At 70.5% G+C, this 24,805-nt stretch carries 23 protein-coding genes; 7 read left to right on the top strand and 16 right to left on the bottom strand.

From position 1 onward, the window contains the following. Nucleotides 1–100 precede the first annotated feature (100 nt). Entirely contained in the window at nucleotides 101–1,423 is a 1,323-nt protein-coding gene (locus ABD093_RS00625; RefSeq protein WP_343921906.1) for an alpha-L-fucosidase, read from the bottom strand. A gap of 167 nt (nucleotides 1,424–1,590) precedes the next feature. Between ABD093_RS00625 and ABD093_RS00620 the strand changes: the two genes are divergently transcribed. The 6 genes from ABD093_RS00620 (at nucleotide 1,591) to ABD093_RS00595 (ending at nucleotide 8,113) form a co-directional block, all read left to right on the top strand. Continuing rightward, entirely contained in the window at nucleotides 1,591–2,268 is a 678-nt protein-coding gene (locus ABD093_RS00620) for a DUF624 domain-containing protein (RefSeq protein ID WP_343921905.1), read from the top strand. Nucleotides 2,269–2,416: 148 nt separating this feature from the next. Continuing rightward, complete coding sequence (locus ABD093_RS00615) at nucleotides 2,417–3,901, top strand: malate:quinone oxidoreductase (RefSeq protein WP_343921904.1); 1,485 nt, start codon at nucleotides 2,417–2,419, stop codon at nucleotides 3,899–3,901. A 108-nt stretch (nucleotides 3,902–4,009) separates the two neighbouring features. After that, nucleotides 4,010–4,804 carry a (Fe-S)-binding protein gene (locus ABD093_RS00610; protein ID WP_343921903.1) on the top strand — a complete coding sequence of 265 codons (795 nt, stop codon included), beginning with the start codon at nucleotides 4,010–4,012 and terminating at the stop codon, nucleotides 4,802–4,804. Then, on the top strand, nucleotides 4,801–6,339 hold the full coding sequence (locus ABD093_RS00605; RefSeq protein WP_193118167.1) for a lactate utilization protein B: 1,539 nt from the start codon (nucleotides 4,801–4,803) through the stop codon (nucleotides 6,337–6,339). Before ABD093_RS00610 ends, ABD093_RS00605 begins: the two co-directional genes overlap by 4 nt. Beyond that, nucleotides 6,336–7,148: a LutC/YkgG family protein gene (locus ABD093_RS00600; protein WP_343921902.1), complete on the top strand. Its 813-nt coding sequence runs from the start codon at nucleotides 6,336–6,338 to the stop codon at nucleotides 7,146–7,148. Before ABD093_RS00605 ends, ABD093_RS00600 begins: the two co-directional genes overlap by 4 nt. Continuing rightward, nucleotides 7,145–8,113: an aldose 1-epimerase family protein gene (locus ABD093_RS00595; protein ID WP_343921901.1), complete on the top strand. Its 969-nt coding sequence runs from the start codon at nucleotides 7,145–7,147 to the stop codon at nucleotides 8,111–8,113. The genes ABD093_RS00600 and ABD093_RS00595 overlap by 4 nt, the downstream gene beginning before the upstream one ends. Nucleotides 8,114–8,264: 151 nt before the next feature. On the opposite strand, the gene ABD093_RS00590 is transcribed toward ABD093_RS00595, so the two are convergent. The 14 genes from ABD093_RS00590 to ABD093_RS00525 all read right to left on the bottom strand — a co-directional run bounded on the left by ABD093_RS00590 (nucleotide 8,265) and on the right by ABD093_RS00525 (nucleotide 23,235). Beyond that, nucleotides 8,265–8,597, bottom strand: a complete 333-nt coding sequence (locus tag ABD093_RS00590) for a histone-like nucleoid-structuring protein Lsr2 (RefSeq protein ID WP_193118170.1) — start codon at nucleotides 8,595–8,597, stop codon at nucleotides 8,265–8,267. Nucleotides 8,598–8,898: 301 nt separating this feature from the next. Next, complete coding sequence (gene lysS, locus ABD093_RS00585; RefSeq protein ID WP_193118171.1) at nucleotides 8,899–10,407, bottom strand: lysine--tRNA ligase; 1,509 nt, start codon at nucleotides 10,405–10,407, stop codon at nucleotides 8,899–8,901. A 43-nt stretch (nucleotides 10,408–10,450) separates the two neighbouring features. Then, on the bottom strand, nucleotides 10,451–11,434 hold the full coding sequence (gene panC, locus ABD093_RS00580) for a pantoate--beta-alanine ligase (RefSeq protein ID WP_193118172.1): 984 nt from the start codon (nucleotides 11,432–11,434) through the stop codon (nucleotides 10,451–10,453). Beyond that, complete coding sequence (locus ABD093_RS00575; protein ID WP_193118173.1) at nucleotides 11,431–12,333, bottom strand: Rossmann-like and DUF2520 domain-containing protein; 903 nt, start codon at nucleotides 12,331–12,333, stop codon at nucleotides 11,431–11,433. Before ABD093_RS00575 ends, panC begins: the two co-directional genes overlap by 4 nt. Further along, on the bottom strand, nucleotides 12,330–14,162 hold the full coding sequence (locus ABD093_RS00570; protein WP_319021616.1) for a PH domain-containing protein: 1,833 nt from the start codon (nucleotides 14,160–14,162) through the stop codon (nucleotides 12,330–12,332). The genes ABD093_RS00575 and ABD093_RS00570 overlap by 4 nt, the downstream gene beginning before the upstream one ends. Continuing rightward, nucleotides 14,159–14,728 carry a PH domain-containing protein gene (locus ABD093_RS00565; protein ID WP_193118174.1) on the bottom strand — a complete coding sequence of 190 codons (570 nt, stop codon included), beginning with the start codon at nucleotides 14,726–14,728 and terminating at the stop codon, nucleotides 14,159–14,161. Before ABD093_RS00565 ends, ABD093_RS00570 begins: the two co-directional genes overlap by 4 nt. Before the next feature lie 136 nt (nucleotides 14,729–14,864). Beyond that, the gene (locus ABD093_RS00560; protein WP_193118175.1) at nucleotides 14,865–15,386 is read right to left on the bottom strand and encodes a DUF3180 domain-containing protein; all 522 of its coding nucleotides are present in this window, start codon (nucleotides 15,384–15,386) and stop codon (nucleotides 14,865–14,867) included. Then, entirely contained in the window at nucleotides 15,383–16,327 is a 945-nt protein-coding gene (folK, locus tag ABD093_RS00555) for a 2-amino-4-hydroxy-6-hydroxymethyldihydropteridine diphosphokinase (protein ID WP_193118176.1), read from the bottom strand. Before folK ends, ABD093_RS00560 begins: the two co-directional genes overlap by 4 nt. Further along, nucleotides 16,324–17,184 carry a dihydropteroate synthase gene (folP, locus tag ABD093_RS00550; RefSeq protein WP_193118177.1) on the bottom strand — a complete coding sequence of 287 codons (861 nt, stop codon included), beginning with the start codon at nucleotides 17,182–17,184 and terminating at the stop codon, nucleotides 16,324–16,326. Before folP ends, folK begins: the two co-directional genes overlap by 4 nt. A gap of 4 nt (nucleotides 17,185–17,188) precedes the next feature. After that, a complete protein-coding gene (folE, locus tag ABD093_RS00545; protein WP_193118178.1) occupies nucleotides 17,189–17,755 on the bottom strand; it encodes a GTP cyclohydrolase I FolE in 567 nt (188 codons plus the stop codon). Nucleotide 17,756: 1 nt separating this feature from the next. After that, entirely contained in the window at nucleotides 17,757–20,063 is a 2,307-nt protein-coding gene (gene ftsH / locus ABD093_RS00540; RefSeq protein WP_343921900.1) for an ATP-dependent zinc metalloprotease FtsH, read from the bottom strand. Between the two features lies 1 nt (nucleotide 20,064). Then, on the bottom strand, nucleotides 20,065–20,619 hold the full coding sequence (gene hpt, locus ABD093_RS00535; RefSeq protein ID WP_193118179.1) for a hypoxanthine phosphoribosyltransferase: 555 nt from the start codon (nucleotides 20,617–20,619) through the stop codon (nucleotides 20,065–20,067). 44 nt (nucleotides 20,620–20,663) lie between these two features. After that, a complete protein-coding gene (tilS, locus tag ABD093_RS00530) occupies nucleotides 20,664–21,758 on the bottom strand; it encodes a tRNA lysidine(34) synthetase TilS (protein ID WP_193118180.1) in 1,095 nt (364 codons plus the stop codon). A gap of 67 nt (nucleotides 21,759–21,825) precedes the next feature. Beyond that, nucleotides 21,826–23,235 carry a D-alanyl-D-alanine carboxypeptidase/D-alanyl-D-alanine-endopeptidase gene (locus tag ABD093_RS00525; protein ID WP_193118181.1) on the bottom strand — a complete coding sequence of 470 codons (1,410 nt, stop codon included), beginning with the start codon at nucleotides 23,233–23,235 and terminating at the stop codon, nucleotides 21,826–21,828. A gap of 66 nt (nucleotides 23,236–23,301) precedes the next feature. Between ABD093_RS00525 and ABD093_RS00520 the strand changes: the two genes are divergently transcribed. Next, nucleotides 23,302–23,814 carry an inorganic diphosphatase gene (locus ABD093_RS00520; protein ID WP_193118182.1) on the top strand — a complete coding sequence of 171 codons (513 nt, stop codon included), beginning with the start codon at nucleotides 23,302–23,304 and terminating at the stop codon, nucleotides 23,812–23,814. A 173-nt stretch (nucleotides 23,815–23,987) separates the two neighbouring features. Here the strand turns inward: ABD093_RS00520 and ABD093_RS00515 are convergent, their stop codons facing one another. Then, nucleotides 23,988–24,737, bottom strand: coding sequence for a hypothetical protein (locus ABD093_RS00515; protein ID WP_343921899.1), 750 nt, complete (start codon nucleotides 24,735–24,737; stop codon nucleotides 23,988–23,990). Nucleotides 24,738–24,805 lie beyond the last annotated feature (68 nt).

Below are 24,805 nucleotides of genomic sequence, written 5' to 3'. Positions count from 1 at the left end.
GGGTGCACGATCGAAGCGTGTTCACCGCGCGCAGAGGGCGTCCACTGCTCGAATCGGGAGCCGGACGTCCCGATCGGCAGCGATCACCGGTTCGAGGACATCACGCGTCCGGTCGCTCCGTCGTCGCGCGATAGGCGATGGCAGAATCGGGCACGGGCGCGCCGGTCGCGTCGTGGACGGACGCCGCCTCGAGCACCGCGCCCTCCCCGCTGAGCTCGACCACGAGCACCGAGGCCCGCACGGTCTTCTCGAGCCGGTGGATGCGACGCACGCCGATGGTGCCCCCGGAGGCGAGCACGGTCCCGTCCTCCAGGAGGATCCGGTGGCCGGAGACCCGCTGCCCCTCCTCGAGACGCTCGACGAGCTCGACATGGTCGAAGTCCGTCTCCACCCCCAGATCGATGTGCACGGCGGAGCCGTCGGCCGTGAGCGTCCCGGGATGCGGGGAGCCGAAGCGCTGCTCGAGCGCCGCCGCGAACTCGCGCACCCGCGCGGCGTCGGCCGGATCGATGCGGCCGCGGCGGTCCGGCGGGATGTTCAGGAGCAGGTTGGCGCCCAGCCCGATCGAGCGGTCGTGGATCGCCAGCAGATGGGACAGCGACTTGGGCTCCTCCCCCGGCTGCCAGAACCATCCCTTGCGCAGGGAGACATCGCATTCCGGCGGCAGGTAGACCGCCTCGCCGGTCTCCACGACGTCGTCGTCATAGTTGTTGAGATCCGTCGAGGTCGTCACGTACTCGACAGGGTCCGCGGCCAGGCCGTCCTCGTTGCCCACCCAGCGGATGGTCGCCGGGCCCATGTTGAAGATCATCGCCTGCGGCTGCAGCTCGGCGGCGAGCGCGCCGATGGCATCCCAGTCGTACTCGCGACCGGCGGAACCCGCTCCGTCGAACCACAGCTCGGACAGCTGCCCGTAGTTCGTGCACAGCTCCCGCAGCTGGGCGAGGTAGAACTCGTCGTAGGCGGCGGCGTCCTCGTACTGCGGGGCGTTGCGGTCCCAGGGCGAGGCATACAGGCCGAGCTTCACCCCGTAGCGGGCGCAGGCGTCGGCGACCTCGCGCACCACGTCCCCTCGGCCGTCCTTCCAGGGCGAGGACGCCACGGAGTAGTCGGTGGTGGCGGTGGGCCACAGGCAGAAGCCGTCGTGATGCTTAGCGGTGACCACCACGTACTTCGCGCCCAGCTCGTGCGCGGTCCGCACCCATTCATCGGCATCCAGCTCGCTCGGATCGAAGCTCTCCGGCGTCAGAGTGCCGTCGCTCCATTCCTTCCCCGCGAAGGTGTTGACCCCGACGTGGAAGAACACTCCCAGCCCGTCGCGCTGCCAGGTCAGCTGGGCGGGAGTCGGGGTGAGCGGTGCCCGGGCGGCCCGGGGAGCGGGCGGGAACATGGTCGGCGCGTCATCGCGCGGAGTGGATGCCATGGGACCAGTCAACCAAAGATCGGTCCTTTACGGGAAGACCGCTCCAAAACGGCTCGGATTTCGGTGCCCCGACTCCGGGAATCTCCCTTTATCCACTCTCAGACATCGGGTCTCTCCGGCGCGAGACGGTGGAACAGCTCACAGCTGCGCCCGCTACCCTCTCCTCCATGAGTCGATCCGGAGCGCCCGCGGGCCCGACGCATGTCCCTGCCTGGGTCATGCACATGAACGAGATGATCGAGCACGTCTACCTGGTGCTGCGGATCAACATCGTCTGGACCCTGCTCAGCCTGCTGGGCCTGATCGTGGCGGGCGTCGCGCCGGCCGGCGCCGCTGCGGGCGACGCTTTCATCGCCTCGCGGCACGGAGCCCCGGTGAAGGTGCTGCCTCTGATGTGGGAGAGCTACCGCCGCCAGTTCGTCAGCGCCAACCTCCGGATGCTGCCCCTCATGGTGGTCCAGCTCGGCTCGGCGTCGATGATCTGGATCGTGCTCGGCGGAGGCACCGCGAACTCGACGATGGCCGTCGTCCTGTCCGGGATCGCCGTCGTGAGCGCCGCCTGGTCCACCGTCAGCGTCGCCCTGCTGATGACGGTCCCGCGAGTCCGTCGTCAGGACCTCCTGGTGGCATGGCGGCTGGCGATCCTCCTCCCCGGGGCCCTGCCCCTGCGCTTCATCGGCCTGATCCTCCTGCTCGCCGTGTGGATCGTCGTGTGCACCGTCCTCTGGCCGGTCGCCCTCCTGGTGGGCATGGCCACCGGGATCGATATCGCCACGACCCTGCTGAGCCGACGGGTGGAGCTGCTGCTCGAGGACCTCGAGGCCTCCCGCACCGTCACCGTCTGACGCCTGTCGGAGTCGGCCGACGGGCGGCGGTGCGCCCGCCCACCCGGTCGACAAGGGATACGCTGGACGCCACGGCCGCCCCATCGCGCGCGAGAGATCACGCAGCGCTCCCCGGGTGCGCCTCCCGAGCTAGCTGGAACGGAGAACCATGGCAGACCTTGACGTCACCCGTGCGGATGCGGTGCTGATCGGCGGGGGGATCGCGAGCGCCACCCTCGCCGCGATGCTCACCGAGCTCGAGCCCGACTGGAACATCGAGGTGCTCGAGAAGCTCGACGGTCTCGGCCAGGAATCCAGCGACGGCTGGAACAACGCCGGCACCGGGCACAGCGCCCTCTGCGAGCTCAACTACACCCCGCAGGACGTCGACGGCTCGGTCAGCCCGGCCAAGGCGATCTCCATCAACGAGCAGTTCCAGGTCTCGCGCCAGTTCTGGGCGCACCTGGTGGAGACCGGCCGGATCGGCGATCCCTCGACCTTCATCCATGCCGTGCCGCACATGAGCTTCGTGCACGGGATGGAGAACGTGGACTACCTCCGTCGGCGCCACGAGGCGCTCTCGACGCACCCGCTGTTCGACCGCATGGACTTCACCACGGAGCACCGCCGGCTCTCCGAGTGGGCACCGCTGGTCACCGAGGGCCGCCCGGTCACCGAGACGGTCGCCGCCACCTACTCCCCCGACGGCACCGACGTCGACTTCGGGACCCTGACCACCCAGCTGCTGGACTACGCCGGAAGCCACGGCACCACCGTCTCCACCGGCTCCGAGGTCATCGACCTGCGCCGGATGGGCACGGACTGGGGCGTCATGGTCCGCTCCACGGCCGACGATTCGATCCGCGTCGTCCGCGCCCCGATGGTGTTCGTCGGAGCGGGCGGCGCCGCGCTCCCCCTGCTCCAGAAGTCCGGCATCGACGAGATCCGCGGCTTTGGCGGCTTCCCGATCTCCGGGCAGTGGCTGCGCTGCACCGACCCCTCCGTGATCGCACGGCACGACGCGAAGGTGTACGGCAAGGCCGCCGTCGGGGCGCCGCCGATGAGCGTCCCCCACCTCGACACCCGGTACGTGGACGGCCAGCGCTCGCTCATGTTCGGCCCCTACGCGGGCTGGTCGCCGAAGTTCCTCAAGTCCGGCAGCTACATGGACCTGTTCGAGTCCATCAAGCCGTCCAACATCACCCAGATGATGGCGGTCGCCCCGCCGAACCTCGACCTCATGGTCTACCTGGGCTCCCAGCTCGCCGCGACCCGCCATCAGCGGTTCGACGCCCTGCTGGAGTACATGCCCGACGCCCGCGAGGCCGACTGGGAGGAGGTCACCGCCGGGCAGCGCGTCCAGGTGATCGCTCCTGACGCCTCCAAGCACGGAGTCCTCCAGTTCGGCACTCAGCTGATCAGCGCCGCCGACGGCTCGATCGGCGGCATGCTGGGCGCCTCGCCCGGTGCGTCGACCGCCACGAGCATCATGCTGAACCTGCTCGGGAAGATGTTCCCGGAGCGGATCGAGCAGTGGCGCCCGACCATCACGAAGATGGTTCCCAGCTGGGGCACCCATCTGGCCGAGGATGCCGACGCCGCGCATCGTTCGCTGCAGGCCACGGCCGCATCACTGGGGCTCGAGCACCCCTGAGCCCACCGTCGGCGCCTCCCCGGGGCGCCGACGGGCCCTCGTCGCGGACGGACCGCGGCACGTCACCGTCGACCACCCACCCGGCAGGACCAGGAAGAAGGAACCCGGATGCGAATCTCCTTGATGACCACGTGCCTGGTGGACGTGATGGCACCGGACGTCGCCCGGGCCACCGTCACCCTGCTCGAGCGGCTCGGGCACCAGGTCGTCTTCGACAAGCGGCAGACCTGCTGCGGGCAGATGCACACCAACACCGGGTACTACTCCGAGGCCGCCCCGGTGGTGCGCAGCTTCGTGGACACCTTCGAGCCGTCCCTGGACAGCATCGATGCGATCGTCATGCCCTCGGGGTCCTGCGCCGGCTGCGTGCGCGAGCAGCACCAGCTCGTGGCACAGCACGAGGAGGACGCCGTGCTGGAGGAACGGGTGGCCGCCGTCTCGGCGAAGACCTACGAGCTCTCCGAGCTGCTCGTGGACGTGCTCAAGGTGACCGACGTCGGCGCCTACTTCCCGCACAGCGTCACCTACCACCCCACCTGCCATTCGATGCGCGTGCTCAAGGTCGGGGCGCGCCCGCTGAAGCTGCTCCGGGCGGTCGAGGGCATCGACATCCGCAACCTCCCCGAGTCCGACTCCTGCTGCGGCTTCGGCGGCACCTTCTCGGTGAAGAACGACGCGACCTCCGATGCGATGGTCACCGACAAAGCGGCCAACGTGGTCTCCACCAGCGCCGAGTTCGTGGTCGCCGGTGACGCCTCGTGCCTGATGAACATCGGCGGCAAGCTGCGCCGCACGAACAGCAACGCCACAGGACCGCAGGCCGTGCACCTCGTCCAGATCCTCGCCTCCACCCAGGAGGATCCCTTCATCCCATCCGAGACCATCCTGGGAAGGGCCTCATGAGCACCGTCGACCTCGGCATCCCGACGATCCGCCCCCAGTACGCCTCGCCGTCCTCGAACCTGCGCGGCACGCAGTCCTTCCCGGAGGCCGCGCGCGGTGAACTCGATGACGAGACGCTGCGCGGGAACCTCAGCCACGCCACCTCCACCATCCAGTCCAAGCGGGCGTCGGCGGTGCGCGAGGTGCGTGACTGGCAGAAGCTCCGCAACGCCGGCAGCGCCCTGAAGTGGCAGGTCACCGATCATCTCCCGGAGCTGCTGGAGCAGCTCGAGGAGTCCGTGACCGCTGCCGGCGGCGTGGTGCACTGGGCCCGTGACGGCGACGAGGCCGGAGAGATCGTGACCCGTCTCGCCCTCGAGCGCGGCGCCGAGGAGATCCTCAAGGTGAAGTCGATGGCGACCCAGGAGATCGCCCTGGACGAGACCCTCGAGCACGCCGGGATCCGCACCATCGAGTCGGACCTCGCCGAGCTCATCGTGCAGCTCGCCGGCGACACCCCCTCCCACATCCTCGTCCCCGCGATCCACCGCAACCGCGCCGAGATCCGCGAGATCTTCCTGCGGGCGATGCCGGACCTGGATCCGTCGATCACCGACGAGCCCGCGGAGCTGGCGGACGCGGCGCGTCGCTTCCTGCGCGAGAAGTTCCTGGACATGCCGGGATCGGTCGCGATCTCCGGGGCGAACTTCGCCGTCGCGGACACCGGAACCCTCGTGATCGTCGAGTCCGAGGGCAACGGCCGCATGTGCCTCACCCTGCCCAGGACCCTCATCTCCGTGGTCGGGATCGAGAAGATCATCCCGTCGTTCCAGGACCTCGAAGTGTTCCTGCAGCTGCTGCCGCGCTCCTCCACCGGGGAGCGGATGAACCCCTACACGACGCTGTTCACGGGAGTCACCCCGGGCGACGGCCCCGAGGAGTTCCATCTGGTGCTGCTGGACAACGGCCGCAGCGCCGTGCTCGAGGACCCGGAGGGCCGCAGCGCCCTGCACTGCATCCGCTGCTCGGCCTGCCTGAACGTGTGCCCGGTCTACACCCGGACCGGCGGCCATGCCTACGGCTCCACCTACCCCGGTCCGATCGGGGCGATCCTCTCGCCGCAGATGACGGGCATGCACGGGCCGGACGACCCCAACACCTCGCTCCCCTACGCCTCGAGCCTCTGCGGTGCCTGCTACGACGTGTGCCCCGTGAAGATCGACATCCCCAAGATCCTCGTGCACCTGCGCGCGGAGGAGGTTGACCAGCGCCGGGAGACCAAGGGCGAGTTCCGCGGCACCTGGGACGTGGCGATGAAGGGTGCCAGCACCCTGATGAGCTCCCCCGGCGCCTATGACAAGGCGGTGCGCGCCGCCGGCCCGCTCTCGAAGGTGCTGCGCGGCAAGAACATCGGGAAGGTTCCCGGGGCTGTCCCGCTGGTCCCGGGATGGACCGACCACCGGGACCTGCCCAAGCCCGGTCAGTCCTTCCGCAGCTGGTGGGACGCCCGCGAGAAGGACGACGACGCCCCCACCCGCGGCGAGGAGCAGGCATGAGCGACTGGACGGACCAGCGACCGGTCCACACTCCCGGGATGAGCGCCAAAGAGGAGATCCTCGCCCGCGTGCGCACCGCCCTCGCGGCCCCGCGCCGTGACGCCGTCACCGAGGCCGAGGACGTTCCCCGCGACTATCAGCGCGCCGACGCCAAGCAGGAGGTCTCCACCGACCGGGGCAAGGTGCGCGACGTGCTGGTGCAGCGCCTCGAGGACTACACCGCCGTCGTGCATCGCACCACGGCCGACGGGATCCCGGCGGCGATCGCCACCGCCCTCGGCTCCGCACGCCGCGTCATCGTGCCGCCGGGGCTGCCGGAGACCTGGACCGGGTCCGTGGACGCGACGGTGATCCAGGACGACGGCACCGCCTCCCCCCGGGACCTCGACGCGATCGACGCCGTCCTCACCGGCTGCCACACCGCGATCGCCCTCACCGGCACCATCGCGCTGCGCGCCGACGACCGCGGGGGACGACGGGCCATCACCCTGGTCCCCGATCACCACATCGTGGTCGTCGAGGACGAGCAGGTGGTGCTCGGGGTCCCCAAGGGCATCGAGCGCATGGGCACCGACCCCGGAGCACCCTGGACGATGATCTCCGGACCCAGCGCCACCAGCGACATCGAGCTCAGCCGCGTCGAGGGTGTCCACGGGCCACGTCGGCTCGACATCGTCCTCGTCGAGCCCGAGCCCGAGCCCGAGCCGGGGTCAGATTCCGGGCCCAAGCATCCGGCCGCGCCGGAGAGCAGAGAACGGCGCACCCAGCGCACCCCTTCCGATCAGGACCACCAGGAGAAGACCGCATGAGCGACCGCCTGCCCGCTGCAGACACCCAGACCTCCCCCACCGGCGACGTCAGCAGGGACCGCGGTGAGCTGTTCGTGCTGATCGCCGGCGACTACCGGGCCGAGATCTCGGCGCTCGGCGCCGTCGTCGAGGCCCTCACCGTCGGGGGCCGCGACCTGCTGGTGAGCAACCCCGAGCAGGGCCCCATACAGTTCTTCCGCGGAGCGGTCGTGGCACCCTGGCCCAACCGGATCGGCGACGGCGCCTACACCTGGGACGGCCAGCAGATCCAGACCGCGCTCACGGAGCCCGAGCGCGGCAATGCTCTCCACGGTCTGATCTCGTTCCAGGCCTTCACCCCGGTCGACGTCGCCGAGGACGCGATCACGCTGCGCACCGAGCTGTTCCCCTCCCCCGGGTATCCCTTCCACCTGGTGCTCACGGTCCACCACGCCGTGGACGCCGACGCCGGCCTGACCACGACCGTCTCGGCCCGGAACATCGGCCATCAGGATGCTCCGTACGGCGTCTGCCCCCACCCCTATCTGGTGGCCGGGACGGAACCCCTCGATGAGTGGACGCTGCAGGTCGAGGCGGGCACGGTGCTCACCGTCACCGAGGATCGCCTGCTCCCCACCGGCACCGAGCGCATCGCCCCCGGGAGCGACTTCGACTTCAGCCGTCCGCGCACGATCGGTCCGCTGTTCATCGATCACGCCTTCACGGATCTCGGGCGCGATGAGGACGGCATCACCACCGTGACCGTGACGGCCCCCGGAGGGACCGGCGTCGCGCTCACCGCGGGGACCGAGTGCGGCTGGCTGCAGGTGCACACCGGTGATCGTCCGGAGCCGGAGAACAATCGGCTCGGCCTCGCCGTGGAGCCGATGACCTGCCCGCCCGACGCCTTCCGCAGCGGCACCGACGTGGTGCGCCTGGCCCCGGGCGAGGACTTCTCCGCGAGCTGGTCGATCCGCGGCTGGTGAGCTGAGCCCGGCTCTGGCCAGGCCCAGTCCGAACCGACCCAGCTCTGTCCGGCCGATCCTTCCCGGCCTCGGCATGGCGAGAGCCCGTCACCTCGAAAGGTGACGGGCTCTCGTCATGCCGGGATGCACTCCCCGGGAGGCTGCTGCGCGATCAGTTCGCGTGGGCATCCTCGTACGCCGTGCGGATGGTGCCGGAGATCCGGCCACGGTCGGGAACCTCGTAGCCTGCCTCCCGCGCCCACTCGCGGATGCGTGCGGAATCGTTCGAGCCGCCGGAGCGACCGGACGCGGTCCCGCGGCTGCGACGACCGCCGACACGACGGGCCTTGCTGACCCAGGTGCCCAGCTCCTCGCGGAACTTCCGGGCGTTGTCCTCGGACAGATCGATCTCGTAGGCGACGCCGTCGGCGGCGAAGCTCACGGTCTCGGCGGCCTGACCGCCGTCGAGATCATCGACGAGCTCCACGTAAGTCTTCCGTGCCATAGGGGTACTCCCTCGCTGGTCTGCGTGTTTCTGAATCCACGAACTCTGGATGAGTTCGCGAGCGCCACCTAGTATCCATTGCGAAGGAGAGATTATCAATCTGTATCGCAGAATCACTTCCGCACGGTGATCCTATTCATCCGTCGGATGGAGTTCCCGAAAATCCTTCTCCGCCTGTCGCTGAGCTTCCCGCTCCTGCCGATCCGACCGCAGAATTGCCCGCATCACGAACCAGAACAGGAGTCCGACGCCCAGAGACGGCAGGAGAGATCCAGCTTCGAAGAAGAATCCGCTGTCCATCTCAGGCCTCCGGCTTCACGAGCGGGAACAGGATCGTCTCGCGGATTCCGAGGCCCGTCAGCGCCATGAGCAGGCGATCGACGCCCATTCCCATGCCGCCCGTCGGCGGGAGCGCGTACTCCATCGCCTCGAGGAAGTCCTCGTCCAGACGCATCGCCTCGTCGTCGCCCTGGGCGGCCAGACCCGCCTGCTGGGCGAAACGCTCACGCTGGATGACAGGATCCACGAGCTCGGAGTAGCCGGTGCCCAGCTCGAAACCGCGCACGTACAGATCCCACTTCTCGACGACACCGGGCGTCGTGCGGTGGGCACGGACCAGGGGGCTGGTCTCGACCGGGAAATCGCGCACGAAGGTGGGCTCGTACAGGTGGTCGCCCACGCGGTTCTCGAAGAGCTCCTCGACGAGCTTGCCGTGCCCGAACTTCGGATGATCGAGATCGAGGTCCAGGGACCGTGCTATCTCGCGCAGGCGCTCCGGCGTCGTCTCCGGGGTGATCTCCTCGCCGAGGGATTCGGAGAGCGATCCGTAGACCGTGATCTTCGCCCATTCCCCGCTGAAGTCGTATTCGGATCCATCCAGGAGCGTGACGACCTGCGAGCCGGTGGCGCGCTCGGCGGCTTCCTGAACAAGAGTCTGGGTGAGATCGCCGATGGAGTCGTAATCGCCGTATGCCTCATACGCCTCGAGCATCGCGAACTCGGGCGAATGCGTCGAATCCGCGCCTTCATTGCGGAAGTTGCGGTTGACCTCGAAGACCCGTTCCAGGCCGCCCACCGCCGCACGCTTCAGGTACAGCTCCGGGGCGATCCGCAGGAACAGATCGAGATCGAAGGCATTCATGTGGGTGACGAACGGGCGCGCCGCGGCGCCGGAGGGGATCACCTGGAGCATCGGGGTCTCGACCTCGACGAACTCCCGGGAGTGGAAGGACTCGCGCAGGGAGCGCATCACCTGGGCGCGCTGGCGCACGGTGTCCCGGGCCTGCTGGCGCACGATCAGGTCGACATAGCGGTGACGGACCCGCGACTCCTCGGAGAGGTCCGCGTGGAGCACGGGGAGGGGGCGCACCGCCTTCGCCGCCATCTGCCAGGTATCGGCGAACACGCTGAGCTCGCCACGACGGGAAGCTCCCACGCGACCGTGGAAGAACACGTGGTCGCCGAGGTCGACGTCCGCCTTGAGGTCGGCGAGGCGCTGCTCCCCGATCTCCGCGAGCGAGGCCATGATCTGCAGCCGCTGACCGGCGCCGTCCTGGATGGTCACGAAGGCGAGCTTGCCGGTGTTGCGCTGGAACACGACGCGACCGGCGACGCCCACGACGTCCTCGGTCTCCTGGCCCGCCTCCAGGTGCCCGTAGGCCTCCCTCACGGCGGCGACGGTGGTGGTGACGGGGACCGAGACCGGGTAGGCCTCCTCGCCCCGTTCGAGCAGGCGCTCCCGCTTTGACTTGCGGACCGCTACCTGGTCGGAGGTGTCCGTGGGGTCGAGGGCAGGTGCGTTCTCAGTCATGATCCGCATTCTCTCATCACTCCCCGTGGAAACGCTGGTCTCCTCAGGGAGCTGTCACCACCACCACAGCGGCATCCAGCAGACGGGTGCCCTCCACGCGCCCTGCGAGGGTCACGAGCACCTCACCGCGATGGTCGGCGTCGATCTCCTCGAGAGTGCTGGGATCCAGCGCGAGGGCATAGGCCCACTCGATCTCGGCACGATCGACGGCGGCCGCGAGAGCCTCTCGCAGGGCGGCGTTCGAGGGCGCGGCGTCCTGCGCCGAGGCCAGGGTGCGGGACAGGGCCAGCGCCTGCTCCCGCCCCTGATCGGTGAGGTAGACGTTGCGGCTGGACCGCGCAAGGCCGCTGTGCTCGCGCTGGATCTCGATCGGCTCGATCCGCACCGGGAGGTCGAGGTCGGCGACCAGCTGCTGGATGATCGCGACCTGCTGCGCGTCCTTGCGCCCGAAGACGGCCAGATCCGGCCGCGTGAGCTGCAGGAGCTTCGTGACCACGGTGACGACCCCGTCGAAGTGCCCCGGCCGGGCCGCGCCCTCGAGGATCGTGCCGGCGCGTCCGGCGGTCACCGAGACGGTGGGCGGCAGCACCGGGTACATCTCCTGGACCGACGGGGCGAAGACGAGGTCGACGAGCCCGTCGACGAGGGCGAGGTCCTGCTCGAGGACCCGCGGGTAGGCGTCGAAGTCCTCCCCGGGGCCGAACTGGAGCGGGTTGACGAAATCGGTGAGGATCACGTGATCGGCGATCTCCCGGGCACGGTCCACCAGCGCGAGGTGGCCCTCGTGCAGGGCGCCCATGGTGAACACGGCCGCGACGGTGCCGTCCAGCCTCGCGCGCGCCTCGCGCAGCTGCGCCTTGGTGGTGAGCAGTGCGGTGTCGCGATCCGGCGTCCGGCCGTCGGCCGATGCGAGGTGCTGACCGGCCCCCGGGGCAGGGTTCTGTCCGGCCTCCGGTGCGAGGTCCGGTCCGGCGGCCGACGCGGAATGCTCTCCGGCGCCCGGCGCGGCCTGTGGTGCGGTGCTCATGCGTCCTCCCTGGGCGGGTTCTCCTGGAGCAGCGCTCGGATCTGCTCCCGGCTGCCCTCCGGGATCTTCGCACGTGACAGGGCCGCGAGCGCGAGGGCGCGATAGGTGTCACCGGTATCACCGCGCACGCCGCGCTCCCCCGTCGCGTCGAGATCGTCGAGCGCCTCGAGATGCGCACCCACGGTCCCGGCGTCGCCCCGCATCACCGGTCCGGTGAGCGCCTTCGCCCCATGGCGCAGGGATTCCTCGAGCGCCGCCTCCAGCAGGGGCCGCAGATACGCGCCGGGATCCTCGACGCCGATCCGGCCGAGCGCCTCACGGGCCTGGTCCACGAGGACCACGAGATGGTTCGCCGCATGGGCGAGGGAGGCGTGGTACAGCGGCCGGTCCCCCTCCGCCAGCACCTCGACCTCCCCGCCGAGCTCGACGACGAGGGCCGCGGCGACCGGGAGGAAGGTCGCCGCGGAGGTGATCGCCATCGGGCAGCCGACGAGCCGGGCCAGATCTGTCCGGGTGCCGGTGAAGGTCATGGCGGGATGAATGGCGAGGGTCGCGCATCCAGCCTCGGCCAGGGGCGCCAGCACGTCGGTCCCGTAGCGGCCGGAAGTGTGCACGACCAGCTGCCCGCCCGGCGAGAGACCGGTGGCGGCGATCCCGGCGACGAGCGGTACGAGCTGGTCATCGGGCACGGCCAGCAGGAGCATCTCGCTGCGTTCGACGATCGCGGGCACGTCCAGCAGCGGGGCGCCGGGCAGCAGCTCCTCGGCCCGTTCGCGGGAGGCGTCCGAGACCGCGTAGACCCCGGTGATCGCGTGGCCCTCGGCGCGCAGGGCTGCGCCGAGCACGGCCCCGACGCGACCGGAGCCGATGATTCCGATGCCGAGCCGTGGTGCGTTCATCGATCCTCCAGGAGTTCATCAGGGGCGGGCGCTGCCGACTGGGTCGGTGCTGGCGACTGGGTGGGCGTCGCCGACAGCCGACCCAGAGCGGGCTGTGGCCACTGGTCACGATCGCGGTAGCGCCGCAGCGTCCGGGCATCGAGCGCCAGGGCACCGTGCAGAGCACGAGCGTCCTCGCGGGCGAGGCCGCTCAGGTCCAGGGAGGTGTCCCCCGCGATCCCCACCGACAGGTCGAGCACCCCGAGCCGTCGGGCGAGCGGGCCGTCCTGGAGGGTGAGCTCCTGGATGCGTTCACGCGGGATGATCTGCACGGTCCGCGCCAGCACCCCGCTGCGGTGGATCACGGCCCCGGGCAGCAGCACGGTGACCTCGGTGCGTCGAGCGATCCAGTACGGGCGGGCCGGCGTGCGCAGACCCTCGATATCTCGCGCCCTCGCCGTCATCAGGTGCTCGAGGGTTCCGAGGTCGTCGTCGGTCCCGAGCGGGGCGGCGAGGTGGCTGAGCGTGGCGCCCAGCTCCTCCGAGGTGCCGACGGGCAGGACGTGCTCGGCCCCGTTCTCGTCGGAGTCGTCGATCCCGGCCACGGTCACGGACACGGCGGTCCAGCCGGGGGTGCGCCACAGCAGCGGCCGGCGCAGCTGGAAGCGCTGCACGCGCCCCGAGGCGATGTTGTCGGTCCGCGTGTTGGCCAGGCCGCGACGCATCCGCAGCCCGCGGTCGGTGTCGCGGGAGACGAAGCCCCAGCCGGACTCGATCCGGCCGAAGATGTACTTCGGGATCGTGATCGCAGTGGGCGCCAGGGCGATGATCACGGCGAAGGACAGGCCGTCCTGCCAGATCGCGAGGCCGATCGCGACGAGGACGCCCACGATGCTCATCACGGTCCCGATGAGGAACCCGAGGTCCCGAAGGAGCGAGCGCAGGAGTCGCCCGGTGGGGATCTTCGCGATGAGCTCGCCGTCGGTGACGCCGTCGTAGAGGACGTTCTGGAACGTGCCCGTGCGGTCATGCCCGATGCCCTCGGACCCAGCTTCCTGCGATCCTGCGCCCTGGGGCCCGGTGCCCTGGGATCCGTTGCGCTCGATCCGCGAACCCTCGAACTGCGCACCGTCGATCCCCGCACCCTCGATCCAGGCTCCCTCGGTTCCGGCATCGTCCGCGGTGTCCCGGTCCGTCTTCTCGGAGCGGGACTCCGCGGCCCTGGCGGCGACCCCGAGGATCTGGCGGCGCAGCTGCTCGGCGTCCACGGACTTCACGTACTCGATGTCGAGGTACGACTCCCCGCCGCCCGCGACCTCGACCCGGACCTTCGCCAGTCCCAGCACGCGAGCCAGCAACGGCCGCTCGACGGAGACCGACTCGATGCGCGCCCGCGGTGCATATTCGCGGGACTTGCTGATCACGCCGGTGTGCAGGGAGACGCCCTCGTCGTCGACCGCGTAGGTCGTGAACCACCAGCTGATCGAGGAGAGCGCGATGGCGATCACCACGGCGGCCAGGATGACGCCGGCGCCGATGAGCGCCTTGGTGACCGAGAAGTCGTTGACGAGCCGTGCGATGTTCTGGGCGGAGACCACCGCGATGATGCCGACGACGATCTTCCAGCCGCTCACCAGCGGGGTGATCGGGTGGGTGCGGCGACGCGCGGCCGTGTCGGTGCCGGGCTCCACCGCGGTGCTGTCTGCGGCGCTGCCTTCCGCCGTGCTGTCCGCGGCGCCGTCTGCAGTGCTGCCCACGGCGGTGCCGCCGTGCCCGGTCTCGTTCTCGGCGTCGTCGGGCCCCGCGGAGGGGTGCTCGGACCCTGCGGTGGGGTGCTCGGTCGCACTCACAGCGCGGCCATGATCTCGAGGCCGCGCTCGGTCAGCATCGCCCGCAGGCGCTCGGCCTCCTGCTTGGGCAGACCGGGCAGCACGACGGTGGACCCGCCCGCGGCCGTGCTCACGGTGAGCTTCGCGAGGCCGTAGCGACGGTCCACCGGGCCCTCGTCGATCTTCACGGACTGCACGCGGCCGTACGGGATCGTGTGCACGGAGCGGAACATGATGCCGCTGGCGATCGTGAGATCCTCCTGCGCGTCGAGGTAGCCGATCGCGCGCACCCGTCGCGGAGTGAGCAGGAGGCTCTGCAGCAGGATGATCAGCGGCAGCACGCCGATCGGGGCGAGCCACCACAGGTCGGTCAGCACCGCCGCCACGATCGCGCCCGCGATCAGGAGCACCCAGATCACATATCCCACGATGCTCGCGACGTAGCGGGCGGGCACCAGCCGGGGCGAGACGGGGCGCAGCGCGCCGGTGCCGAGGAGACCGTCCGGGGTGTCGGGAAGCGTCGGCGCCGTGGGGACGACATGCATCGACGCCGTGGGGCGCTCAGTGGGGTCGGGAGCGGAAGTCATGGTCACCATCGTGTCACCTCGTGCGCGCCGCGCCATCCGACCTCCGGGGGAGGTTTCCGCTCCCGACAGTGTCCTGCCCCGCCGATCGTCGGGGTCCGGGGCCGACGTTCAGCCGATCCAGCAGGTTCAGCCGGGCTCAGCGCCCGAGCCCGGCGCTCTCTCCGGTGCTCTCGCCGCTGCCCTCGCCGTCGTCCGGAGGCAGCTGTCCCCAGCGCTCGACGACCACGCCGAGGATCCCGAGCGCGATCCCGACCACGGCGGCGGCGACGGTGGGGAGCACGGCTCCGAGCGGGTCCCCGTTCCCGGTGACGACCAGGAACAGGGCCTGCCCGGTGAAGATGCCGCCCACCACCGTGCCGGTGTAGGCACAGGCACGCGCCAGCAGCACGGTGCGGAAGGCCGTGGGGAGATCGATCTGATGGCGACGCGGGGCGAGGCTCGGATGCACCCGGCGCTCCTCGCTCTCGGCCATGTAGCGGCGCAGCGGGATCCCATAGGCCAGCAGCACCCCGCCGAGAGCGAGCATCACCACGGTGGTCAGCCAGCCCGCGATCGGCAGGGAATGGCCCCGCGCGGCGAGGGTTTCGAGCATCTGGGCACCGAACCCTGCACCGACCACGAGGATCAGCAGCAGGATCGGCAGATTGAGTGGCTTCATGGGCGACCGAACCCGGGGATCGTCGGGCCGGGCCGCAGGCCGTCGCGATCCTCGGCGTGCGCGAGGAGCTCGGCGATCGGACCGAGGCCCGGCATCTCGGCATCGGGCCGGGCGGCGTGCCACGGAGCGAGCACGAAGGCCCGTTCGTGGGCACGGGGATGCGGGAGCGTGAGCTCCTCGTCTGCGCTCACGCTCTCGCCATAGGTGATGACGTCGACGTCGAGCGTGCGGGGCCCCCACCGGACCAGGCGCTCACGATGCGCATCGCGCTCAGCGCGGTGCGCCGCCTCGAGCAGATCGAACGGCCCCAGGACGGTGCTCACGCCGATGGCGGAGTTCAGGAAGGCGCCCTGCCCGTCGGGCCCGCCGACAGGGGCGGTCTCCAGCACGGGGCCCGTCCAGCCGATCTCGATCCCGTCGGTCCGCCCGAGCAGGTCCAGGGCGCGGGCCAGATGCGATTCCCGGTCGCCGAGGTTCGTGCCCAGGGCGAGGACGGCCTCGACAGGGGCCGCGTCGCGGGTGATGGTGATCGCGACGTCGCCCACCGGCAGACCGACGGGGGCCGAGGGCTTGTGCACCCGCACCTCCACACGGCGCACGAGCGGGTGCCCGGTGTCGGTGAGGATCCGCTGCGCGATGCGCTCCGCGAGGGTCTCGACGAGGTCGTGGGAGCCGCTGCCGATCTCCTCGTGCACCGCGGCGGCCACCTCCGCGTAGTTCACGGTGCGCGAGAGCGCGTCGCGGCGGCCGGCCGGAGCGGTCGACAGATGGAGCGCGACGTCGACCACGAACTGCTGGCCGAGATCCTTCTCCTGGCTGAGCACGCCGTGCCGGCCCCAGGCCCGGATCCCGGTCACCTCGATGCGGTCGAGCTGATCGAGCGCGCGACCGGGGTGCGAGCTGCCCGGGAGGGACGGTTCAGGACCTGCGGTGGTGGTCATCGGCGGGCGCTCCTGCGCAGTCGGTCGCCGACGCGCACGGCGGCGAGGGTGGAGGGGACCTCGTGGACCCGGACCGCCCAGGCGCCATGCTCGGCGCTGTAGGCGCTGATCGCGGCCGTCGCGGCGTCGCGGTCCACGCCCAGCGAGCTCACGAAGCGCTTGCGGGAGGCCCCGATGAGGATCGGCAGCCCGTGGGAGGCCATCCCGTCCCAGTCGGCGAGGACGTCCCAGTTCTGGTCCCCGGTCTTGGAGAACCCGAGACCGGGATCCGCCACCAGGAAGCGGTCCTCGACGCCGGCTTCGCGCAGCGCGGTCAGCCGGTCCTCGAGCTCGATGGCGCTGTCTCGCGCCGCGTCCTCGTACACGGCCAGCTCGTTCATGACGTCGCTGTGGCCGCGCCAGTGCATCGCGATGAAGACCGGGGGCGTGCCGCGACCTGTGCGCAGCCGCGCCGCCTCGCTCCCCATGTCGACATCGGCCCGGCCGGCGGAGACGTCGTTGACGATGAGGGCTCCCGCCTCGACGCTGGCGGCGGCGACCGAGGACCGCATGGTGTCCACGCTGATCACGACGTTCTCCGCGGCCAGGGCGCGGACCACGGGGATCACCCGGCGCAGCTCCTCGTCCTCGTCGACCCTGGGCGCCCCCGGCCGGGTGGACTCGCCGCCGACGTCCACGATCGCGGCGCCCTGGGAGACCAGCAGCCTCCCGTGCGCGATCGCAGCGGCCAGGGTGAAGTGCTCCCCGCCGTCGGAGAAGGAATCAGGAGTGACGTTCAGGACGCCCATGACCAGGGTGTCCTCCCCGGCGAGACGCTCCGGGAGTCCCTCCGGGCGCTGGCGTGCCGCGGGGCTCATGGGGTCACGCCCGGTTGATGAGGCTCATGGCCTCGGCCCGGGTGCTGGAACTGTCGCGCAGCATGCCGCGCACCGCGCTCGTGACCGTGCGGGCGCCCTCGGCGCGCACGCCCCGCATCGACATGCACATGTGCTCCGCCTCGATCACCACGATCGCACCGGCCGCGCCCAGCTCGCTCATGAGGGCGTCGGCGATCTGGAAGGTGAGCCGTTCCTGCACCTGCGGCCGGCGGGCGTAGACGTTCACGAGCCGGGCGAGCTTGCTGAGCCCCGTCACCACGCCGCCGTCGGGGATGTACCCCACGTGCGCGGTGCCCACGAACGGCAGCAGATGGTGCTCGCACATCGAGTGGAAGCCGATGTCCCGCACCAGCACGAGCTCCTGGTGGTCGATGTCGAAAGTGGTCGACAGCGGCTCCCGGGCGTCCTGGTCGAGCCCTTCGAAGACCTCCGCATACATCCGCGCCACCCGGGCCGGGGTGTCCTGCAGGCCGTCCCGGTCCGGATCCTCGCCGATCCCGGCGAGGATCTCCCGGACCGCCGCCTCGACGCGGGGGTGATCGATGGTCATCTCAACGAGCCGTCCCGTCGCCCTCGGGGGCATCGTCGCGGCGGGAGGGCCCGTAGCCGGAGTTCCCGTCCTGGTCCCCGCTCGGACCGTAGCCGCCGGAGCCGTAGCCGCCGGATCCGCCGGGGCCGTAGCCACCGGGACCGGAGCCTCCGGGACCATAGCCTCCGCCGCCGCCGGGGAGGTCGCCATGCGGCGCACCCGGGATCGAGGGGCCGTCGTCACCGGGGTGCGGCAGCTCGGGGGCACCGGGGCTGAGGGGCTCGCCCGCGTCGTGGGACTCCGCCCCCGTCGCCGTGGTGCCGCTGCCCGCCTGCGGGGCCGCGAGCGCCGGGCGCTCCTGGCTGGACTGCCACACCTCGCGCAGCGGTCGCTTCGTGACGTCCGTGAAGATCGCGGCGAGCTCGTGCTCGTTCAGGGTCTCCTTCTCGAGGAGCTCCTCCACCAGGCGGTCGAGCACGTGGCGGTTCTCCACGATCACGGACCAGGCCTCGTCCAGGGCGGTGTCCAGCAGGCGGCGCACCTCCTGGTCGATGATGCTCGCAGTCTCGGCGCTGAAGCGGGGCGCCTGGCCCTGCTGCATGCCCACGAAGACCTCGTCCTGCTCGCCGGAGAGCGCGACCTGGCCGACGCTGTCGCTCATGCCGAGCTGCATGACCATCGCGCGGGCGATCTTGGTGGCGTTCTGCAGGTCCGAGCTGGGACCGGTGGTGACGTCGTGGAAGATGCTCTCCTCCACGGCGTAGCCGCCCATCGCGTAGGCCAGGCGGTCCAGCAGCTCGTTGCGCGACTGGTAGTTGCGGTCCTGGGTGGGGACCACCATCGTGTAGCCGCCGGCCCGGCCGCGCGGCAGGATCGTCACCTTGGTGACCGGCGCGGAGTTGTTCATCGCCGCAGCGACCAGGGCGTGACCGCCCTCGTGGTACGCGGTCATCTGGCGCTCACGCTCGGTCATCACCTTGGAGTAGCGCTGCGGCCCCATGGACACGCGGTCGATGGCCTCGTCCAGAGCGCGGTCGTCGATGATCTGGTTGCCGCTGCGGGCGGTCAGCAGCGCCGCCTCGTTGAGCACGTTGGCGAGGTCCGCACCGGACATCCCGATGGTGCGCTTGGCGACGGCCTCGAGGTCGACGTCGTGCGCGAGCGGCTTGCCCTTGGCGTGCACACCGAGGATGTGCAGGCGGCCCTTGAGGTCCGGGGCCTCCACACCGATCTGCCGGTCGAAACGGCCCGGGCGCAGCAGCGCGGGGTCGAGGATGTCGACGCGGTTGGTCGCGGCGATGAGGATGACGTTCTGGTTCTCGTCGAACCCATCCATCTCCACCAGCATCTGGTTCAGGGTCTGCTCGCGCTCGTCGTGCCCGCCGCCCATGCCGGCGCCGCGGTGACGGCCCACGGCGTCGATCTCGTCGATGAAGATGATCGCCGGGGCGTTCTCCTTCGCGGTGGAGAAGAGATCGCGCACGCGGCTCGCGCCGACGCCCACGAACATCTCCACGAAGTCGGAGCCGGAGATCGAGTAGAAGGGCACGTTCGCCTCACCGGCGACCGCCTTGGCCAGCAGGGTCTTACCCGTCCCGGGAGGCCCGTAGAGCAGCACGCCCTTGGGGATCTTCGCGCCCACCGCCTGGTACCGGCCCGGGTCCACGAGGAACTGCTTGATCTCGTCGAGCTCCTCGACGGCCTCCTCCGCGCCGGCGACGTCGGCGAAGGTGACCTGCGGGGCCTCCTTGTTGAAGAGCTTGGCCTTGGACTTGCCGAACTGCATGGCCTTGCCGCCGCCGCCCTGGGCGTTCATGATCAGGAACCAGAACAGGCCGATGAAGATCAGCAGGGGCAGGAACGAGAGCAGCAGCGTCGACCACCACGGGCTCGTGGCGATCTCGTCGGTGTAGCCCTTCTTCGGGTCGGCCTTCTGCACCGCCTCGACGACGTCGTCGCCGCGGGCGTCGACGTAGGAGAACTGGACCTGCTTGCCCTTGTCCTCCTCGCCGTCGACGAAGTTCTTCGTCAGCACCAGGTCCACCCGCTGCTGGTTGCCGTCGATGATCTTGGCCTGGTCGACGGTGCCGCCCTCGAGCAGCTCGAGACCCTGCTGGGTGTCGACCTGCTGATAGCCGTCGCGACCGAACAGGGAGAACAGGGCCATCCCCAGCAGCAGCGCCACCAGGATCCAGATCGCGACCCCGGTGAAGGGCCGACGCTTCTTGGACCTGCCGCCCTTCGCAGACTTCGCAGACTTCGCGGACTTGTCGGCCGCGGCGGCCTTGTTCTTGGTCTTGTTCTCGTTCTTGGAGGAGTCGTCCGCCATGTCAGTCCTCGTAGACCGAGCGCTTGAGCACGCCCACGTAGGGGAGGTTCCGGTAGGCCTCCGCGTAGTCGAGCCCGTAACCGATCACGAACTCGTTGGGGATGTCGAAGCCGACATACTTGACGTCGATCTCGACGCGGGCCGCCTCCGGCTTGCGCAGCAGGGCGGCGACCTCGACGCTCTTGGGGCCGCGCGAGCGCAGGTTCGACAGCAGCCACTTCAGGGTCAGGCCCGAGTCGATGATGTCCTCGACGATGAGCACATTGCGCCCGTCGATGTCCGCGGAGAGATCCTTGAGGATCCGCACGACGCCGGAGGACTTGGTGCCGGATCCATAGGAGGAGACCGCCATCCAGTCCATCTCGACGTCCAGGTCGATCGTGCGGGCGAGGTCGGCCATCACCATCACCGCGCCTTTGAGGACGCCCACCAGGATCGGGGGCTCGTCCGCGTAGTCAGCGGCGATCCGGCGTCCGAGCTCGGACACCTTCTCGCGGATCTGCTGTTCGTCCAGCAGGACCCGTTCGACATCGGGGTGGTGGTGCGTCTGAGGCACGCGGATCTCCTCCAGGGAACGTGGTGGGGTGCGTCCGCCGCGACTCACGGATCCATACGGCGCCACACCAACAGGCCGTCGCGGCGAGCGACCTCGATCCTACCCGGTACGGGTACCGAAGCCTGACCATGCCATGAGACCACCAGCGCATCGATCATGAGCACCTGGCGCCGCAGCAAGGACTTCGCGCCCGACGGGGCCCCGGCCGGCTCGGCGATCCGGCGCGCCCGACGGGAGACGTCCCGGAGGATCCGGGTACGCAGGGGCCCGGGGGCAGCGGTCAGCGCGTGCACGTCCAGCAGCAGCAGGTCCCGCTCCTCGCGCAGCTCGCCCCCGTCCCGGACCAGGGCATCCAGGAGAGCCGACGCCTCGGCATCGAGGTGGTCCGCATCCGGTCGCACCAGGTCCGCGGTACGGGCGAGGTTCTCGTCGATCTGCTCCCCGAGCACCTCCCGCAGCAGCGGCAGCGCCCGGTGCCGCACCCGGGCGCGCAGCATCGACTCATCGGCGTTCATCGGGTCCTCCCACCACTCCAGGTCGTGGAGGCGGCAGATCTCCTCGGTGTCGGCCCGGCGCAGCGCCGTGGTCTCGTCGCGGCCGCTGCCCAGGAAGGGCCGCAGCAGCGCGCCGCGGGAGCGCGGGATCCCCGCGAGGGCACGGGGGCCGGCGCCCCGTGCGAGCCCCATCAGCACCTGTTCGGCCTGGTCATCCAGCGTGTGAGCCATCAGCAGGGCCAAGCCGCCGCGATCCTCGAGGAGGGCGTCGAGCGCACTGTGCCGTGCCTCCCTGGCGGCCTTCTCGAGGCCTCCGCCCGCTGCGGGATCGACGTGGACCCGCAGCACGTGCGCGGCGACACCGAGCCGCTCGGCCTGGGCCTTCGCCCGCTCCGCGACCGAGGCCGAGGCCTCCTGCAGTCCGTGGTCGACGATCGCCGCCTCGGTCTCCAGGCCCATCCGTGACCCGACCCAGGCCGCCGTCGCCAGCAGCGCGAGCGAGTCCGCTCCCCCACTGAGCCCGACGAGGATCCGCGGGGACAGCTGACCGGCCGCGGTGTCGTCGGCCAGCTGCTCGAGCCGGCTCGCGAGCGCCACCTTGACGGAGGTCCGTGCGCGCGCCACGACGGGGGCGGGCCCGGCCATCAGAGGACCACGTCCATCAGACGACCGCTTCCCTCACAGGACCATTTCCCTCTGGAGACCTCCCGCATCAGGCGACCTTCACCATCTCGGCTGCGACGGCATCCACGGCCTCGCGGGCCGCGACGGCGTCCGCCCCGTCGAAGCCGTGCACCACGATCGAGTAGCCCGCCGTCCGACCGTCCGGCAGCACGACGACCCCGGCCAGGGTGGCGGCGCCTCCGAGATAGCCGGTCTTGCCCCGCACGAGACCGCGGGCGAGGTCCGTGTCATCGGCCGCGAAGCGCTCGGTGAGGGTCCCCGAGAGCCCGGCGATCGGGATGTCGAAGAGGATCTGCTGCAGTGCGGACTCCTCCCCGGAGGCGACGTGCGCGAGCACCGCGGAGAACAGGGCCGGCGGCACCTTGTCCTGCCGCGAGAGGCCGGAGCCGTCGTGGATCTCGAGCGCGGCGAGATCCTCCTCGCTCACGCCGATCTCCGCGGCGAGATCCCGGATCTCCGCCTCGACCGCGGCCGCAGCTCCCTGCGGGGTCGTCTCCTCGCCCCGCGCGTCGGCGACGAGATGCGCGAGCAGCTCCGCGGTCGTGTTGTCGGAGATCTGCAGGGTGTGGCGCACGATCTCCGAGAGGGGCGCCGAGTGCACCTCGACGCTCGGGGCCTCGTCCGCCGCCTGGGCGGTGGTGAGCTTCCCGGCGACCGGGAGCCCCTCCTCCTCGAGCAGCTCGGCGAAGCGGCGGGCCGCGTCACCGGCGGGATCCATGGATTTGGGTCCGTACTGCTGCCCGTCGAGCCACCCCTCGTCCAGGGCGAGCGTGGCCGTCGGCGTCACCCATCCGCCGGCGGCCCCGTTGTTCCCCCAGGCGGGATTGGCGCCGCCTGCGAGGTAGGAGTCGTCCAGGGCGAGGGAGACCTCGGTGCTGCCCTGCTCCGTCGCGAGCGCGACGGTCTTGACCGCGAGATCACGCAGGTCCTCCTCGCTGAGAGTCATGTCACCGCCTCCCTGGAGCGTGACGAGACCGTCCTCGACGGTGGCGCGGGTGGTGAGCACCTCGTCCCCGGTATAGAGGCGCAGCACGGCGGCGGCGGTCAGGAGCTTGATGGTCGAGGCCGGGGTCCGCGCGACATCGGCATCCCGAGCGGCGAGCACCTCCCCGGTATCGGCGTCGACCACGCTGAAGGCGAGCCCTCCGGCGACGACGGGATCCTCCGCATGCGATGCCATGCGTCTCTCCAGGTCAGCAGCCTTTTCGAGGTCCGGCTCAGGGGCGACCTCCGGGCCCGGCGCGGCGGCCGGGATCCGCTCCCAGTCCTCGGCCTGCGCCTGCGGCCCGGCCTGCGGACCCTCCTGCGCGCCACGCACCGTGAGCACGCCCGGGAAGGCGTCGGTGAGATCCCCGATCAGGTAGAAGCTCCCGGGGACGACAGCGCACAGCACGATCGCCGTCGTGCGCCATATGCGCTCGGATACTGTTCCCACCATGACCCCACGATATGGTGTCCGGGTCAGAACCAGTGCCCACAGGGCCGGAGCAACGGAGCGGCTGTCGTGGAATTCGACGTAACCATCGAGATCCCTCGCGGGAACCGGAACAAGTACGAGGTGGACCACCACAACGGGCGTATCCGCCTGGACCGGATGCTGTTCACCGCCACTCGCTATCCCGATGACTACGGGTTCATCGAGGGCACTCTCGGAGAGGACGACGATCCCCTGGATTGTCTGGTCCTGCTCGAGGAGCCCACCTTCCCGGGCTGCCTGATCCGCTGTCGCGCGCTCGGCATGTTCCGCATGCGCGACGAGGCCGGCGGCGACGACAAGATCGTGGCGGTGCCTGTCGGTGACCGCCGTCAGGTCCGTCGTCAGGAGCTCACCGATGTCTCGGAGTTCCATCGGCTGGAGATCCAGCACTTCTTCGAGGTCTACAAGGATCTCGAGCCGGGGAAGAGCGTCGAGGGCGCTCACTGGGAGGGCCGCAGCGACGCGGAGGCGGAGATCCGCCGTTCCTACCAGCGTGCCGTCGGCACCGAGCACGAGAACGATTTCACGCAGGACGTGTGATCACCGGGCGGTCGCCCCGGTGTGACCGTCCTGTCCACGGACAGCAGGAGAGGGCCGGCCCCGCGGGGTCGGCCCTCTCTTGCTGGTCCTGCGGCCTGCTGCCCAGTGGCGCTCTCCCTCGAGGCGCTTTGCCCCGGTGCCCCCGGTGTCCCGGTGCCCTCAGGCTGCGAGCCTCAGCGGTCCAGGCGATCCGCCCGCGGGCCGGAGTCCGCGAGCTCGCCCTCGAGGGTCGGGGCCTGCGAGAAGATCTCCAGCATCGCGTCGACGACGGACTTCGAGACGGATCGCGCCCCGAAGCCACCGATGACGGCCCCCACGCCGAAGGGCAGGAGCCGACCCAGCCACAGCTTGCTGGAGCGCGCCACGACCCGCCGGCGCACGTACCGGGAGATCTGCTTGCTCACCAGACCGGGGAGGAAGCCGCCGCCGCCCCCGCCGAGCACGGCGTTCCACTGCAGTCCCTGCTTGCCCATCGCCTTGGCGATTATCTCGGTTCCCCGCTCACCGCTGAGCACGCCCATCAGCACCAGCCGGCGCGTGTGCTTGTCCGACATGTCCACGTCGTGGATCTCCGCGGCCGCGAGGGTCAGGAAGGCGCAGGCCTCGGCGAAGGAGACGCCCTCGCCGACGGTCAGCCCGAGAGCTGCCGCCGTACCCAGTCCGGGCAATGCGGCGACGCCGCCGATCCCCGCCCCGGTCAGGGTCATCAGGCCCGCGAAGCGCCCGGTGGCCCGCTCCAGGAGCTGTCGCGGCGTGTCCTCGGGGTGCTTCGCACGCAGCCGCCGCACATAGCTGTGCGCCAGGGGCGTCTGCACCTTCAGCGCGGCGTCGATCACCGAGAGCCAGCGCTCGTCGAGCTCCTCGCGGAGCTCACCGCTGTCATCCTGATCGATCTCCGGCGTGTTCTGGTCGCTCTTGCTCACCATCGGCTCCGTTCGTCTCGTGTCGTGAACAGGGCCAAGCTACCGCCCTCGGCTGGCAGGATGCCGAC

This window comes from Brachybacterium tyrofermentans (assembly GCF_039526165.1).
Lineage (GTDB): Bacteria > Actinomycetota > Actinomycetes > Actinomycetales > Dermabacteraceae > Brachybacterium > Brachybacterium tyrofermentans.
This window is presented reverse-complemented; position numbering and strand designations above follow the sequence as displayed.